Source organism: Shewanella sp. Koi 1 (assembly GCF_052907445.1).
This window is the reverse complement of sequence record NZ_JBREJM010000001.1, coordinates 4,297,928-4,314,655: the sequence shown is the minus strand read 5'-3', so window position 1 is coordinate 4,314,655 and position 16,728 is coordinate 4,297,928. Positions and strand designations below refer to the sequence as shown.

The following is a 16,728-nucleotide window of genomic DNA, read 5'->3' as shown; positions in this document are numbered from 1 at the left end:
ATGGCTGAATTAAAAGAAGTTTTTGTTCCTGATATCGGCGGCGATGAAGTACAGGTTATCGAAATCTGTGCTTCTGTGGGCGATACCTTAGCAGCGGAAGAGTCGATTCTGACCGTTGAAAGCGACAAGGCGACCATGGACATTCCTGCGCCTTTCGCGGGAGTGTTAGCCGAATTGAAAGTGGCCGTCGGTGACAAAGTCAGCGAAGGTACCTTAATTGCGATGATGCAAGCAGCGGGCACGGCTAATGTTCAAGCTGCGCCAGTTGCTCAAGCTGCCGCTCCTGCGCCAGCCCCAGCAGCACCTGCACCAGTACAAGCGGCTCCAGCCCCTGTGGCTGCCGCGCCAGCGACGGGCGCAACCCAAGTGGTTGAAGTCACTGTGCCGGATATCGGTGGTGACACCGATGTGTCTGTTATCGAAGTCTTAGTTGCCGCTGGCGATAAGATTGAGGTTGACGCTGGCCTTATCACGCTTGAAACCGACAAAGCGACCATGGACGTACCATCGCCATTCGCGGGTGTGGTAAAAGAAGTGAAAGTGGCAGTGGGTGATAAGGTTTCTCAAGGCTCATTAGTGATCATGCTCGAAGTGGGCGGCGCGGCACCTGCAGCAGCGCCACAAGCGAGCGCGCCAGCAGCCTCTGCACCTGTCGCTCAAGCGGCTCCTGCTGCGCCAGTTGCTCCAGTAGCCGCTGCATCACCAGTGGTTGCGGTTAAAGAAATCCAAGTGCCTGATATTGGCGATGCGAGCAATGTCGATGTGATCGAAGTGCTCGTGTCTGTGGGTGATGACATCACAGTTGATCAAGGTTTAATTACCCTTGAAACCGATAAAGCGACCATGGAAGTACCTGCGCCATTCGCCGGTAAACTGTTGTCGTTAACTGTTAAAGTGGGTGACAAGGTTTCTCAAGGCAGCGTGATTGCGACGATTGAAACTGTGACAGCAGGCAGTGCGCCAGCGCCAGTAGCTCAAGCCGCAGCACCTGCACCAGTCGCCCAAGAAGCGGCACCGGCGCCTGTTGCAGCCGCTCCTAGCCGTCCACCAGTTCCACATCACCCAAGTGCAGGTGCGCCTGTGTCTACTGGTGCGGTTCATGCGTCTCCTGCGGTTCGCCGTTTGGCCCGTGAATTTGGTGTGGATCTTACTCAAGTGACGGGTTCTGGCCGTAAAGGTCGCATCATGAAGGAAGACGTTCAGGCGTATGTGAAATACGAACTGTCTCGTCCTAAGGCGACAGCGGCAACTTCCGTTGCAGCGGGTAACGGTGGTGGTCTGCAAGTGATTGCCGCACCGAAAGTGGATTTCAGCAAGTTTGGTGAAGTGGAAGAGATTCCATTAAGCCGTATCCAGAAAATCTCTGGTCCAAACCTGCACCGCAACTGGGTAACTATTCCTCACGTGACTCAGTTCGATGAAGCTGATATCACTGAAATGGAAGAGTTCCGTAAGCAGCAGAACGACGCGGCGGCGAAGAAGAAAGCCGATTATAAGATCACTCCGCTGGTCTTTATGATGAAAGCTGTGGCGAAAACGCTGCAACAGTTCCCAGTGTTCAACTCAAGCTTAAGCAGCGACGGTGAATCACTGATCCAGAAGAAGTACTACCACATCGGTGTGGCGGTTGATACGCCAAACGGTTTGGTTGTGCCAGTGGTGCGTGACGTGGATAAGAAAGGCATTATCGAGTTATCTCGTGAGCTGGCCGATATTTCTATCCGTGCTCGCGATGGTAAGCTCAAATCTGCTGATATGCAGGGTAGCTGCTTCACTATTTCAAGCCTAGGTGGCATTGGTGGTACTGCATTTACCCCAATCGTTAACTACCCAGACGTGGCGATTTTAGGTGTGTCTAAATCTGAAATTAAGCCTAAGTGGAATGGTAAAGAGTTCGAGCCTAAATTGATGTTGCCACTGTCGCTATCCTACGATCACCGCGTGATCGATGGTGCAATGGCTGCACGCTTTAGCGTGACCCTGTCAGGAATTCTGTCCGATATTCGTACTTTGATTCTGTAAACAAATAAGGCTGCTCATCTTGAGTGGCCTTTTGTTTATTGTGATCAGTATCAAACACAGGTTAAAATGCGCCCACCTTACGCGCTGGCGCATTTTCGGTTGGCAGGATTACTCCCCTCCAACGGATTGAATGAGAATTAGAGGAAAACATGAGTAACGAAATCAAAACTCAGGTAGTGGTATTAGGTGCAGGTCCTGCGGGATATTCTGCTGCCTTCCGTGCGGCTGACTTAGGTCTGGAAACCGTTATCGTTGAACGTTTTAGCACCTTAGGTGGCGTGTGTCTGAACGTGGGTTGTATCCCATCTAAAGCCCTGTTACACGTTGCTAAAGTCATCGAAGAAGCCAAAGCCGTTGCTGCACACGGTGTGGTGTTCGGCGAGCCAACCATCGATTTAGACAAGTTACGCAGCTTTAAGCAAAAAGTGATCAGCCAGTTGACTGGTGGCTTAGGCGGCATGTCTAAAATGCGTAAAGTAAACGTTGTTAATGGCTTCGGTAAATTTACTGGCCCTAACAGCTTAGAAGTGACAGCTGAAGACGGCACTGTGACCGTTGTTAAGTTTGACCAAGCGATCATCGCTGCGGGTTCTCGCCCAATCAAACTGCCATTCATTCCCCATGAAGACCCACGTATTTGGGATTCGACCGACGCATTAGAACTGAAAGAAGTTCCTGGCAAACTGCTGGTAATGGGCGGCGGTATCATCGGTTTAGAAATGGGTACTGTTTACTCTTCTCTGGGCAGTGAAATCGATGTGGTTGAAATGTTCGACCAAGTGATCCCAGCGGCTGACAAAGACGTTGTTCGCGTATTCACTAAGCAAATCAAGAAGAAATTCAACCTGATCCTCGAAACTAAAGTGACCGCGGTTGAAGCCCGTGAAGACGGTATCTACGTTTCGATGGAAGGTAAGAGCGCGCCAGCTGAGCCAGTACGTTACGATGCAGTGTTAGTTGCTATCGGCCGTACGCCAAATGGCAAGCTGATCGACGCTGAAAAAGCGGGCGTTAAGATCGATGAGCGTGGTTTCATCAACGTAGACAAGCAATTACGTACAAACGTACCGCACATCTACGCAATCGGTGACATCGTTGGTCAACCAATGTTGGCTCACAAAGGCGTGCACGAAGGCCACGTAGCGGCCGAAGTGATCGCGGGTATGAAGCACTACTTCGATCCAAAAGTCATTCCATCAATCGCTTACACAGACCCTGAAGTGGCCTGGGTTGGTCTGACTGAGAAAGAAGCTAAAGAGCAAGGTATTGCTTACGAAACAGCGACTTTCCCATGGGCAGCCTCTGGCCGTGCAATCGCTTCAGATTGCAGCGAAGGTATGACTAAGCTGATTTTCGATAAAGACACTCACCGCGTTATCGGTGGTGCTATCGTGGGTGTGAACGGTGGCGAACTGTTAGGTGAAATCGGTCTGGCAATCGAAATGGGTTGTGATGCTGAAGATTTAGCATTAACCATCCACGCTCACCCAACGCTGCACGAGTCAGTGGGTCTAGCGGCTGAAATCTACGAAGGTTCTATTACTGACTTGCCAAATCCAAAGGCAAAGAAAAAGTAATTTAGCCGAGCTACAAAAAGCGCCTTAAGGGCGCTTTTTTATTGTCTTGAGAAAATTGTAACGCTAATGTGAATAAGCGGGTGAATTGAGGCTTTTGAACTGCTACAGTACAACTATGGTATGAAGTAAGTCATCAAATGCAAACAAGAATAACTAAAACACTTCTGGCATGTTTCATCCTTTTTGTCTCTGGTCTGAACATGGTTTGGGCTGGTGGATTTGTGCAACGTGTTTTCACCGACCGAGATGGATTAGCCGCCACCAGTATCCGTGGCTTGACCTTAGATGACCATGGTTTTGTCTGGGCGGCGACCGAGCAAGGCTTATATCGCGTTAGTAATTCTAAGGTCAGACGCATAGACAAAACGGGGAGCGAGTCCCGTCTTGCGGATGATTTCCTCAACTCAGTGGTCAACGTCGGGCAAGACAAGCTGCTGGTCAGCACCAACGCAGCGCTGTATCTCTACGATATCCGTGACAATCAATTTACGCTGTTTGGTTCACCCGATTTGTTCCCGCACTTTCCCGGTGGCGCTATGCTGTCTGCGGCGCGTATGGATGCTCAGCGTTGGCTATTGCTGATTGATAATGGTCAGATTTATCAATATTCCCCTGCGACTTCTGAACTCACTCTGGTGACTCAACTGGCGGTTAATCGCGATCTGCCTTGGCGCAAGTTATTGGTGCTCCCCAATGAGCAAATCCTGCTGGCTGGGCAATTTGATTTATTGCTGCTGGATAAGTCAGGTAAAACCCTCAGTAAATACCCATGGACTGAGTCTATGGGAAGCATTCTCGATATGCTTGAGGATACGAAACACCGCGTATGGTTGGCGACGAGCCGTGGCGTGTATCGTTTCGAGCCAAGCACACAGCAACTTGAGGCCGTGCCTGAATTACCCGATTGGAGCACTGTGATTGTTGAAGATCCTAAGGGCTCGCTATGGTTTACCAGTCGTTTTGGCCTATTGAAATGGTCGCCAGAGACTCACCAGATTGAGAATTATCAGGAGGAGCTGAAAAAGCAGGCCAATATGGAAATCCTCAAGGCCATGCTGTTCGATGATTCGGGTTTGATGTGGGTGGGCGGTTCTGGCGATGGCTTGGCGCTGCTGGCATCGCGGCCCGATTTTATCTTAGAGACCTATACCGCCGATAAACCCTACGCACTGGGCGATGCCATGATTTGGTCGGTGTTTGCGGCACCTGAAGGGCTTTGGCTTGGCTCATCTAATGTGATGTTTATTGCCAAGGATACACAGCAAACCATAGATATCCCGATTGAAGGTTTACTACCTCACGAGAGCATTTACGATATCAGGGCATTTGCCGAGCATTACTTGTTGGTCTCAAGCACGGGTGGCCTGTTTGTGGTTGATAGAACAAGCTTTAAGGGCGAGAGCTTTGCAAAGTGGATCAATGGGCAAGATGAATTTAAAAACAAGCTGGTTTATCGCACTTATGTCGACCCGCAGCTAAAAGGGCGGGTGTGGATCGCCAGTTCCACCGGCCTGTATTTTTGGGAGGCCGATTTAAAAGCTCCGCAGGCCTTCAATATCGACAAGCCTGCTAAAGATGCGGTGGAACCCAAGCGTCCGGCGATTAGAACCTTGTATCGCGCCTCCGACGGAAAGCTGTGGATCGGCGGTAAGCGAGTTTTTGGCTATTTGGATGAGGCGAATGAGTTCCACGATCAGCGAAGCCTATTCAATGGCTTGAGCGCCATGCCCACCGTTAGTCATATCGAGGAAATGTCACCTGGGGTGATGTGGTTTGGTTCCTACGAAAAGGGCTTATTCGAGTATCACCTCAACAGCAGTGAACTGGTTTCGCTGACTGCGCTGTGGCAAGTGAACTGCAGCTCAGTGTTTTTTATCCAAAAGACGCCTAAAGCTAATCTGGTGGCCTGCGCTGATTCACTGATCCGCCAAGATGTAGCAACCGGCCATATCGCCATGTTTAACCAACTCGATGGGCTGATTTCCGATGAAATGAATGAAGGAGCTTACTTCTATTCGCCCGAGTTTGGTCTATATCTTGGCACCCCGGAAGGGGTTATGCACTTGGATGTAGATAAGCTGGTCAACCGGATCACCGATGACCATGTGATGCTCGAGTCTGTGTCTGTCTATTACGATAACAGCACCGAAGTTTCCCTATTACCCCAGCCCATGATGGTAATTAAACCCGATGCCAACATGGTGAGTTTACAGATCACTAACCTCGATTATCTCGATGATTCGCCAATTCAATTTAAATATCGACTGCGCTACCAAGGGGAAGAAGATAACTATGTACTGCTGCAAGGCGAGTCGCAGATAAACCTCGCTGGACTGGCGGCGGGTGAGTATGGGCTGGAGATTTTAAGTCAGGTGAATGGGATCTGGTCGGATAAACCCTTCGCTTATCCCTTCTATGTTGAGCAGCATTGGTGGTTGACTCAAGGCTTTAAGGGCATCTTGCTACTGATCTTTTCGATCATCGCATTGAGTTTAGCCTGGTATCGTCAGCGCCAAGTTCGGACCTTTATGACGATGAACCAAGCGTTGACCGAGAGTGACGACCGTTTGCGTCAGTCCCTGCGCGGGAGCGATTCCGATCTCTGGGAATGGCATAGAGATACCCAGAGCTTTTACCTCGATAACCGTGGCGCCGTGCTAGGTAACCATGCCAATGAGATTGTGGTTACCCTCGAGACTCTCCCCGTCCACCCAGAGGATAGGGATAAAGCCTTAGGTCAATGGAACAGTATGTTAGCGGGTGAAGTTGACCGCTTTGAGGCGGAATATCGTTATCAACGCCGCAGTGGTAATTGGGGCTGGTTAAGAGTGAGGGGCCGCCCTGTGTCGCGCAATCGCACGACCCATGAGATTGAACGGGTAGCGGGGATTTATAGCGACATTACCCTGCAGCGTCAGCTAGAGGATGAAATCAATCTCCTCGCCCAAGCCTTTGAAAACACTTCAGAAGGGGTGTTGATCTTAGACGTGGATGAAAATATTCGAGTGGCAAACCATGCGGCGCAACAAATCATTGGTTCTGAGCAGCATGATCTCGTTGGACAATCTTTTTCTCAATTCGTGCAAATGAAGGATGGTCTCTCGACCGAAGTGCATCAGTTACTCGGCCAAGACAGTTCGTGGACGGGTGAGCGTGAGTTAGTGGGGCAGAATGGGCTGATTTGCCCCGTATGGCTTAACGTCTCGGTGATGCAGTCGACGAGTGATAGCTCAGTACACTATGTGATTGTCTTTTCAGATATTACCGAACGAAAACGTACCGAGGCTGATCTGAGGCGATTGGCGAATTATGATGTGTTAACTGGGCTGCCAAACCGCTCACTGTTTTCGAGCAGGTTATTGCAATCGATTCAGACCGCGCAGCAGACTGGTGAAAAGCTGGCGCTTTTATTCCTCGATCTCGATCGCTTTAAACATGTAAACGACTCCTACGGACATAGCATGGGCGATGCCTTGCTAGTCGAAGCCTCCAACCGCTTGCAGTCTTGCATCGGCAGTGAGCATTTGCTGTGTCGTTTTGGCGGCGATGAGTTTGTGATCCTGCTGAGAAATGCCAATAACTTAAACGAGATAAACCACATTGCCGAGCGGTTACTCGCGCAAATTGTGGCGCCATTTAAATTGTTTGGTCGCGAGTTTTATATCTCCACCAGTATCGGTATCAGTATTTGGCCCGATGATGCGGTGCAGCCCGAAGCCTTTATTAAAAATGCTGACCTTGCCATGTACCACGCCAAGGAAGAGGGGCGTGGCAACTTTAAATATTATTCATCGGAGCGTAATGCCCAAGCCTTATACCATTTACGCTTGGAAGCAGATTTACGTAAGGCCATCGAGCGGGAAGAGTTTGAACTCTATTATCAGCCGCAGATTGATATTTTGCGGGGCGATAAATTTATTGGGATGGAAGCCTTAATTCGTTGGCGTCATCCGAAGGAAGGTTATATCCGTCCCGATATTTTTATTAAGGTAGCCGAAGCCTGTGGTTTAGTGGTTGAAATCGACCGCTGGGTATTCCGCCGTGCCTGTTCGGATGGTGCTAAATGGGTGAAACATTGCAACACTCCGTTCAAATTGTCGGTGAATATTTCGGCGGTGCATTTCCGTCAACCCGACTTTATTGATGGGTTAAAGAAAATTTTGGCCGATACACAAATGCCGACCTCATCCCTCGGGTTAGAAATCACTGAAGGAGTGTTGATGAAGGAAGTGCAAGCGGCGAAAACCCATCTGACTCAGCTTAAAGAGTTGGGAATTGAAGTGGCCATCGATGACTTCGGTACTGGGTATTCTTCGTTGGCTTACTTACGTCATTTTGATGTGAATACCTTGAAGATTGATCGCTCTTTCTTAATTGATATCGCCACCAACTCAGCGGATCAGGCCATTGTCAGCAGTATTATTGAGTTGGCCCGCAACTTGAAATTAACCGTGGTGGCCGAAGGGGTCGAAACCGTTGAGCAATTGGAGCAGGTCTTTAGCCGCGGTTGTTACATTGTGCAGGGCTATTACTTTGCCAAACCTATGTCTGTGGTCGAGTTCGAGCGCTATTTACTGAAAAAGAGTGTGCTTGGCTCTTAAGAGATTGTGTATTTCATCGGGCCCGTGGGTATTTTTACTTGCGGGCCCTTTGTTGTTATTTTGAGCTGCGTTTGCCGTATTTAGCCTGTGGTTTCACTCAAGGATTAGATGATGCGGTTTATTTTGTATCCCTTAATCACTCATCGGTTCAGATAAAATATCGCTGACGGTTAAATCAATAAATTTGTTAAGATAAGTTGAATTTTTTATCCAATAAAAAGTAGCCCACTATGATGCGTCGAATATTCGCCTCTGTCTTTTTATGTTTACTGTTAACGCCCTTGTATGCGGCAGAACGGCCTAAGGTCGGACTGGTGCTCAGTGGTGGTGGCGCTAAAGGTGCTGCCCATGTTGGCGTGCTTAAAATCCTAGAAGAACATCATATCCCCGTGGACTATATCGCCGGCACCAGTATCGGGGCCTATGTCGCCGGCATGTATTCTTTGGGTTACAGCGCCAGTGAAGTCGAAGCCATTATGATGGGTGTCGACTGGGATAGTGGTTATTCGGATACCATTCCGCGTAACGTCTTGAGTTACCGCGATAAACAGTTACGCGATCGTTACAATATTCCGCTTAATATCGGTTATACCGAGGGCGAAGTCCGGGCGCCGAGTGGCTTGCTGCGCGGGCAAACCATGTCGCAGCTATTACGCCAGTCCACGGATCTGGTGCAGCAATTTGGTGATTTTGATGCGTTGGCCATTCCCTATCGAGCGGTGGCAACGGATTTAGAAACCAGTTTACCCGTCGTCATCGACCACGGCAGCTTAGTCAAAGCCATGCAGGCATCTGCAACTGTACCTGGGGCGCTGCAGCCGACACAGATTGATGGCAAGTTGTTAGTCGACGGCGGGATTGCCAACAATATGCCCGTGGACGTAGTTAAGGCTATGGGCGCCGATATAGTGATTGCCGTGGATATCGGTTCGCCACTGGTGACCAAAGACAAGCTCGACAGCACGATTGCGGTGCTCGATCAGTTATCTAACTTCTTGACCAATGCCAGTACCGAAAAACAAAAACAGCTGCTTAGCGAGAAAGACGTATTGATCCGTCCTGCCATCGACGCCTTAAGCACCACGGACTTTACCATCATGCCTCTGGCGTTGACCTTGGGCAAAGAAGCCGCCAATGGTCAGCTGGATAAATTACAAGGCATGAGCGTCAGCGCCGAGGAATATGCGGCCTATGTTGAGGCCAAGAAGGCCAAAGGTAAGCAGCTGATGGCGGATGTGGCGCATCCAATCCAAGAAATTGTGTTCGATAATCAGTCGAAGGTGAGCCTTAACTTATTGAAGGAAACCTTAGATCTCAAAGCCGGCCAAGCCGTGACTAAGGATGAATTGAACGATGCCTTAAAACGCATCTATTCCCTGAATAAGTTTGAGCGCGTGGATGCCGAGTTTGTCGAGTCTGAAGAAGGCCGAGTGCTGACGGTGACCACCCGAGCTAAATCTTGGGGACCGAATTACTTCCAACTCGGATTTAACTGGGAAGACGACTTTAGCACCGAATCGGCCATCAGTTTCGATATGGCCTATACCATGACCGACTTAACCTTTAACGGCGGCGAGTGGCGTAACGAAGTCAAATTAGGCTTTGAAAAACTGTTTGCGACCGAGTTTTATCAACCCTTGGATAGGGATCAGGATTTTTATAGTCGTGCCCGTTATCAATACGATGTCCACAACTGGGATTTATACGATAACAATAACCGCGCCCTGATCTTCGACAAAAAGACCCACACGGTTGAACTGGGTATTGGCTATAACTATGTGTTACAAGGTTTTGTCGAGCTAGGGTTAGTGGCCGAAAAGGGCGTTATTGTTAACGATGCTTGGTTGATTAAGGATTTCGATTTTAAATCCTATGGCGCTTACTTAAGAGCAGGTTACGACAGTTTAGACAGTATCAGCTTCCCGACATCGGGTAACCGTATCACCTTAAACGTCTATGTGCGTAACGAAGATTTTGATGATCTCGTCGATAACAATGAGAACGAATATAGCGTGCAGATTGAGGCCGATTGGAAAGGGGCGCTCAGTGTCGGTAATCATGCCTTTGTCGGCAAAGCCTCAGTGGCGACCAACAATAATGATGGCTATAACACGCTACATTTGTCGGATTTAGGTGGTTTCTTAAATCTGTCGGGCTATCACAAGGACTCACTCACTGGCGCCCACAAACTCTTCGGTGCCTTTGTTTATCAGTATGATCTTGGCCGTGATGCGCTGGGGATGACGGATTACCCACTCTATTTGGGTTTAAGCTTAGAGGCGGGGAATGTTTGGTTTGAGCGAGATGAAGTCTCACTCTCGGATCTAATTTACGCCTCAAGTCTATACATAGGCACAGATACCTCGATGGGCCCAGCGGCACTGGGCTTTGGTATTACCGATATGGGGGATAAATCCCTGTATTTATTCATCGGTAAGGCGTTCTAGTTAACGCAAGGGCATGACGAAGGTCATGCCCTTTGTTTTATGTGCTGTCCTATGAGCATTTATCTTGCCTTTGCATGAGGTAGCCGCTTGATGTGTTTGGCAGCTGGCGATAAGTGTCATAACCTTTTACAAAATCTTGCTACAGCCAGACAGGGCAAAATGCTAAGGTTTTGCGGGAAAAAATAACAACTTTAAACGGAAGCTGAGGAAAACAATGAAGAAGATTAGCACACTGGCGCTGGGGATTGCCCTGAGCCTAGGTTTAGCCGCTTGCAGCAGCGAGCCTAAAACTGAAGTCGCCGCGGTTTCTGGCATTGAATTACAAAACTTTGATGCCTCAGTTCGCCATCAAGACGATTTCTACTACAGCGTAAACGGCAAATGGTTAGCGAATACGCCCATTCCAGCCGACAAATCTAACTATGGCGCATTCTCTGTGCTGTACGATCAAAGCCAAGATGCATTGAAGAAAATCATCGATGCCGCCGCTGCGCAAAAAGATGCCGCCCCTGGCTCGAATAATCAAAAAATCGGTGACTTTAACGCCAGCTTTATGAACACCGATTTGCTCGAAACCTTAGGTGTGACCCCGCTTAATCCACTATTGGCGGATATCGCAGCGGTGAAAACCCATGGCGAATTACCTGCAGTAATGGGCAAATTACTCACCAACGGTTCAGGCATCCCCTTTGGTTTTTACGTGAACAACGACGCTAAAAACTCTACCCAATATGCGGTGTATTTAAGCCAGTCTGGCTTAACCCTGCCAGACCGTGATTACTACTTAAAAGATGACGCTAAGTTTGTCGCTAACCGCCAAGCAATGGCGAAATATGTGACCGATATTCTGACCGAAGCGGGCTACAAGAATGCCAAGCGCGCGGCGAAAAACGTGGCCGACATCGAGATGATGATCGCTAAGAGCCAGTGGAGCCGTGTTGAATCTCGCGATGCGAACAAAGCTTACAACAAGCTGAGCCGTGCTGAGCTGCAAAAGCTGACCGGCAAGTTTGATATCGATGCCTTTGCGACCAGTGCGGGCCTTGGCGATAAAGTGACTGACATCATCGTGCGTCAGCCATCTTATTTCGAAAAATTAGGCGCTAACTTTGATGCCTTCCCCGTTTCTGCTTGGCAGGATTACTTAACGTTCCACTTAGTAGATAGCTATGCTGAGCTACTCAGCAAAAACTTTGTTGACCTAAACTTTGCCTTCAAGAGCAAAACCTTGATGGGTATTGAAGAGCAACAACCACGCTGGAAAAAGGCTGTGGATGGCGCCGACCAAGTGATTGGCGAGTTAGTGGGTGAAGAGTATGTGAAGCAATACTTCAAGCCTGAAGCGAAGGCCCGTATGGAAACCATGATCAAAAACCTGATCAAGGGCTTTGAAGTCAGCATCAATGAACTCGAGTGGATGACGCCTGAGACTAAGGTCGCGGCACAGGAAAAACTGTCTAAATTTACCTATAAAATCGGCTATCCAGACAAATGGAAAGACTACACTGCGCTAGAGATCAAGCCTGATGAGCTGGTGGGCAACTATATGCGTTACGCCCAGTTTGAATATCAAGACATGATCAACAAGCTTGGTAAGCCAATCGATCGTACCGAGTGGCATATGACGCCACAAACAGTGAACGCCTATTACAGCCCTGTAAGTAATGAAATCGTGTTCCCTGCCGCGATTCTGCAACCACCATTCTTCAATATGGATGCCGATGATGCGGTGAACTACGGTGGTATCGGTGCGGTGATTGGCCACGAAATCAGCCATGGTTTCGACGACCAAGGCGCTAAGTACGATGGCGATGGCAACCTGCGTGACTGGTGGTCGGATAAAGACCGTGAAGAGTTCCAAAAACGTGGTAAGCAACTGTCTGCGCAGTATTCTGGCTATGAAGCCCTGCCAGGTAAGTTTGTAAACGGTGATTTAACCTTAGGCGAAAACATCGGTGACTTAGGCGGTTTAACTGTAGCGGCGCGTGCCTACGCGATGAGCTTAAATGGTAAGCCTGCCCCTGTGCTGGATGGTTTAACGGGCGAGCAGCGTTTCTTCGTCGGTTGGTCACAGGTATGGCGCCGCAATTACCGTGATGAAGAGTTAGGTCGTCGTCTGCTGACTGACCCGCATTCACCTAGCCACTATCGCGCTATGGGTACGCCTCGCAATATCGAAGCCTTCTACAAAGCCTTCGAGATGAAAGAGGGTGACAAGATGTACTTAAAACCAAATGAGCGCGTTAAAATCTGGTAATCCATAGGATGAAAACGAAAAAGCCAGACGGATGTCTGGCTTTTTTATTTGCGTCAATTGTTGCTGTGATTAGCCCAAGATAGCTGGTAAATCTAACAAGCTGTCGGCTTGGTGATGGGCGATAACCCATTTGGCCTCGCCGCGTTGCTCCGGTGCGGGAATGGCGACGGTCTGCATATTGGCGGCGCGGGCGGCGATAAGGCCATTGAAAGAGTCTTCAATCGCGAGGCAATAACGCGGGTCGACTCCTAACGCGGCGGCGCAATTTAAGTAAACCTCGGGATGGGGTTTGCCATAGGTGAGACCTTCGGCGGATTGTACCGCCATAAACTTATCGCTTAGGCCGAGTTTACTGAGTACGGCTTCGATAATGGTGTAAAAAGAAGAGGTGGCTAGGCCTATCTTCAAGCCTTTAGCTTGGCAGTAATCAATGGCTTGTTGAACGCCTTGCATGGCTTCGCCCGTTCGCAGAATTTCCTCTGCGACTTTATCGACGATGGCGGTGCTCACCTTGGCATTGTCGTAATCGGCCCAAGGTGCTTTGTGATACCAATAGTCGACACATTGGTCGATACGTAAACCTGTGGTTTGTTGAATCGTTTCGATAGTGACGGGCACGCCAAGTGCCGATAAGACTTCATACTCAACCCGTTGCCAAAGGGGTTCTGAATCGATTAACACACCATCCATATCAAAAATAACAGCTTGAATACTAAGGGATGTCATTACTACTCCAAGGGATGGGAAGGATTACTAAGCGCTATGCTCTGGGAACTTGAGTGTATGGTTAAGCTCGGCATCTTCAAAGTCTAAAAGCACAAAGTTTAAAAATATTTACGCTTAACCTGCGGTTGCGAGCAAAAAAATATTCGTTCGATTTTAAATTGATTAACTTATGTTAACTATTTGTCACTTATGGTTTTTTGTCTGTTTTCAAACTATTGTCTAATTTCCCTTGTTTTATTCTTGCCGTAAGTTGAGCTGCACCTCCGGATTTAGCCCTTATTTCGTCTTTCGCCGAGTGTGACCTGATTCATACTTTTGCAAAGCTGTAGTATACTGCTGGCCGGAAATACGGGTCGATCATGTCGGACTGTCAGCTTCAATTGAGAAGACGTGCAGTTTCGTTGTTAGAGCGCCAAACAAAGAGGAATGTTGCCGTGCTAGAAGCATATCGTAAACACGTCGCAGAACGTGCTGCAGAGGGCGTAGTCCCTAAGCCATTAGATGCACATCAAGTGGCTGAACTGGTTAAATTGGTTCAAAATCCCCGCCCGCTGGTGAAGAAGCCGTTATTCTTGACCTGCTAGAAAATCGAATTCCCCCCGGTGTTGACGAAGCCGCTTACGTAAAAGCCGCTTTCTTAGATGCGGTTGCCAAAGGCACTGCAACTTCACCTATCCTGTCTGCCGAACGTGCGACTGAGTTATTAGGCACTATGCAAGGTGGCTATAACATCGAGCCGCTGATCGCTCAGTTAGATAACCCAGCTCTGGCGCCTTTAGCCGCTAAAGCCTTATCTCACACCCTGCTGATGTTTGATTCTTTCCACGATGTGGTTGAGAAAATGGAAGCGGGTAATACCTATGCTAAACAAGTCGTTGAAGCTTGGGCAAATGCAGACTGGTACTTAAGCCGTCCAAAATTAGCGGACAAAGTGACCCTGACCGTATTCAAAGTCTCAGGTGAAACGAACACCGACGACCTGTCACCAGCACCTGATGCTTGGTCACGTCCAGATATTCCACTACACGCATTAGCTATGCTGAAAAACGCGCGTGATGGTATCGAGCCAGATGTACCTGGCAGCGTAGGTCCAATCAAGAAATTAGAAGAACTGAAAACCAAAGGTTTCCCATTAGTTTACGTGGGCGACGTTGTGGGTACAGGTTCGTCACGTAAGTCTGCAACTAACTCAGTACTGTGGTTCATGGGTGATGATATCCCATTCGTACCTAACAAACGTGCTGGTGGTTTCTGCTTAGGTGGCAAGATTGCGCCGATTTTCTTCAACACTATGGAAGATGCGGGCGCACTGCCAATCGAACTTGACGTCAGCAAAATGGAAATGGGCGATGTGATCGACATTTACCCATACGCTGGCCAAGTGAAGCGTCATGGCTCAGACGAAGTGATTTCTGAGTTCAGCCTGAAAACCGACGTACTGTTAGACGAAGTGCGTGCTGGTGGTCGTATTCCATTGATCATCGGTCGTGGTTTAACTGACAAAGCGCGCGCAGTGTTAGGTTTACCCGCTTCTGACGTATTCGTACGTCCTCAAGACGTCGCTGATAATGGCAAAGGTTATACGCTTGCACAGAAGATGGTTGGTAAAGCCTGTGGTGTTGCTGGCGTACGTCCAGGTCAATACTGTGAGCCTAAGATGACTTCTGTGGGTTCACAGGACACGACCGGTCCTATGACCCGTGACGAGCTGAAAGACTTAGCCTGTTTAGGCTTCAGTGCCGATTTGACTATGCAGTCATTCTGCCACACTGCCGCTTATCCAAAACCAGTAGACGTGAACACTCACCACACTCTGCCAGACTTCATTATGAACCGTGGTGGTGTGTCTCTGCGTCCAGGTGACGGTGTTATCCACTCTTGGTTAAACCGTATGTTATTACCAGACACAGTTGGTACTGGTGGTGACTCACATACACGTTTCCCAATCGGCATTTCATTCCCAGCAGGTTCTGGTCTAGTGGCATTCGCTGCCGCGACCGGTGTGATGCCTCTGGACATGCCAGAATCAGTATTAGTGCGCTTCAAGGGCAAGATGCAACCTGGCATCACCCTACGTGACTTAGTACACGCGATTCCATTAAAAGCGATTGAAATGGGTCTGCTGACCGTTGAGAAGAAGGGTAAAGTGAACATCTTCTCTGGCCGCGTACTGGAAATCGAAGGCTTAGAAACCCTGAAAGTAGAACAGGCATTCGAACTGTCTGACGCTTCTGCAGAACGCTCTGCAGCGGGTTGTACTATCAAGTTAGACAAAGAGCCAATCATCGAGTACCTGAACTCGAACATCACTATGCTGAAGTGGATGATCGCCGAAGGTTACGGTGACCGTCGCACGATAGAGCGTCGTATCAAAGGCATGGAAGAGTGGTTAGCGAATCCTGAGCTGATGAGTGCAGACGCCGATGCCGAGTATGCTGCGGTGATCGAAATCGATCTAAACGAGATCAAAGAGCCAATCCTGTGTGCGCCAAACGATCCAGACGATGCAGTATTACTGTCATCTGTTGCGCAAACTAAGATTGACGAAGTGTTCGTAGGTTCTTGTATGACTAACATCGGCCACTTCCGTGCGACCGGTAAGATGTTAGACAAGTTCGCTAAGACGCTGCCAACACGTCTGTGGATTGCACCACCGACTAAGATGGACAAAGACCAGCTGACCGAAGAAGGTTACTACGGTATTTTCGGTCGCGTTGGTGCGCGTATCGAGATCCCCGGCTGTTCACTGTGTATGGGTAACCAAGCACGTGTGGCTGAAGGTTCTACAGTGGTATCGACTTCTACCCGTAACTTCCCGAACCGTTTAGGTACAGGCGCTAACGTTTACTTAGCCTCTGCGGAATTAGCAGCAGTAGCAGCCTTGTTAGGTCGTCTGCCATCGGTTGAAGAATACCAAGAATACGCGAAAGAGTTAGATGCAACTGCAGCTGACACTTACCGTTACTTGAACTTCGATCAAATCGATTCTTACACTCAGAAAGCATCACAAGTGATCTTTCAATCAGCTGTATAATCGATTGATATGATAATGAAAAAGCCAGCGAAAGCTGGCTTTTTTGTTTGTGGAATTCTATGGC

At 48.8% G+C, this 16,728-nt stretch carries 6 protein-coding genes and 1 pseudogene; 6 read left to right on the top strand and 1 reads right to left on the bottom strand.

Annotated elements, in window-relative coordinates; translation table 11 throughout:
• The 5 genes from aceF (at position 1) to ACUZ8J_RS18965 (ending at position 12,904) form a co-directional block, all read left to right on the top strand.
• Complete coding sequence (gene aceF, locus ACUZ8J_RS18985) at positions 1–2,022, top strand: pyruvate dehydrogenase complex dihydrolipoyllysine-residue acetyltransferase (protein ID WP_446694639.1); 2,022 nt, start codon at positions 1–3, stop codon at positions 2,020–2,022.
• A 149-nt stretch (positions 2,023–2,171) separates the two neighbouring features.
• The gene (gene lpdA, locus ACUZ8J_RS18980; RefSeq protein ID WP_011627382.1) at positions 2,172–3,599 is read left to right on the top strand and encodes a dihydrolipoyl dehydrogenase; all 1,428 of its coding nucleotides are present in this window, start codon (positions 2,172–2,174) and stop codon (positions 3,597–3,599) included.
• Positions 3,600–3,736: 137 nt separating this feature from the next.
• Entirely contained in the window at positions 3,737–8,200 is a 4,464-nt protein-coding gene (locus tag ACUZ8J_RS18975; RefSeq protein WP_446694638.1) for an EAL domain-containing protein, read from the top strand.
• Between the two features lie 230 nt (positions 8,201–8,430).
• A complete protein-coding gene (locus ACUZ8J_RS18970) occupies positions 8,431–10,647 on the top strand; it encodes a patatin-like phospholipase family protein (RefSeq protein ID WP_374919737.1) in 2,217 nt (738 codons plus the stop codon).
• 214 nt (positions 10,648–10,861) lie between these two features.
• The gene (locus tag ACUZ8J_RS18965; RefSeq protein ID WP_446694637.1) at positions 10,862–12,904 is read left to right on the top strand and encodes a M13 family metallopeptidase; all 2,043 of its coding nucleotides are present in this window, start codon (positions 10,862–10,864) and stop codon (positions 12,902–12,904) included.
• A 69-nt stretch (positions 12,905–12,973) separates the two neighbouring features.
• Here ACUZ8J_RS18965 and hxpB read toward each other — a convergent pair whose 3' ends face one another.
• Complete coding sequence (gene hxpB, locus ACUZ8J_RS18960) at positions 12,974–13,630, bottom strand: hexitol phosphatase HxpB (RefSeq protein WP_446694636.1); 657 nt, start codon at positions 13,628–13,630, stop codon at positions 12,974–12,976.
• Positions 13,631–14,064: 434 nt separating this feature from the next.
• On the opposite strand from hxpB, the pseudogene acnB reads away from it, so the two are divergent.
• A pseudogene (acnB, locus tag ACUZ8J_RS18955) lies at positions 14,065–16,664 on the top strand (bifunctional aconitate hydratase 2/2-methylisocitrate dehydratase).
• Positions 16,665–16,728 lie beyond the last annotated feature (64 nt).

Bases quoted from the DNA above. Each gene is read 5' to 3' on its own strand.
- aceF (WP_446694639.1), top strand. From the start codon at position 1: ATGGCTGAATTAAAAGAAGTTTTTGTTCCTGATATCGGCGGCGATGAA.
- lpdA (WP_011627382.1), top strand. From the start codon at position 2,172: ATGAGTAACGAAATCAAAACTCAGGTAGTGGTATTAGGTGCAGGTCCT.
- ACUZ8J_RS18975 (WP_446694638.1), top strand. From the start codon at position 3,737: ATGCAAACAAGAATAACTAAAACACTTCTGGCATGTTTCATCCTTTTT.
- ACUZ8J_RS18970 (WP_374919737.1), top strand. From the start codon at position 8,431: ATGATGCGTCGAATATTCGCCTCTGTCTTTTTATGTTTACTGTTAACG.
- ACUZ8J_RS18965 (WP_446694637.1), top strand. From the start codon at position 10,862: ATGAAGAAGATTAGCACACTGGCGCTGGGGATTGCCCTGAGCCTAGGT.
- hxpB (WP_446694636.1), bottom strand. From the start codon at position 13,630: ATGACATCCCTTAGTATTCAAGCTGTTATTTTTGATATGGATGGTGTG.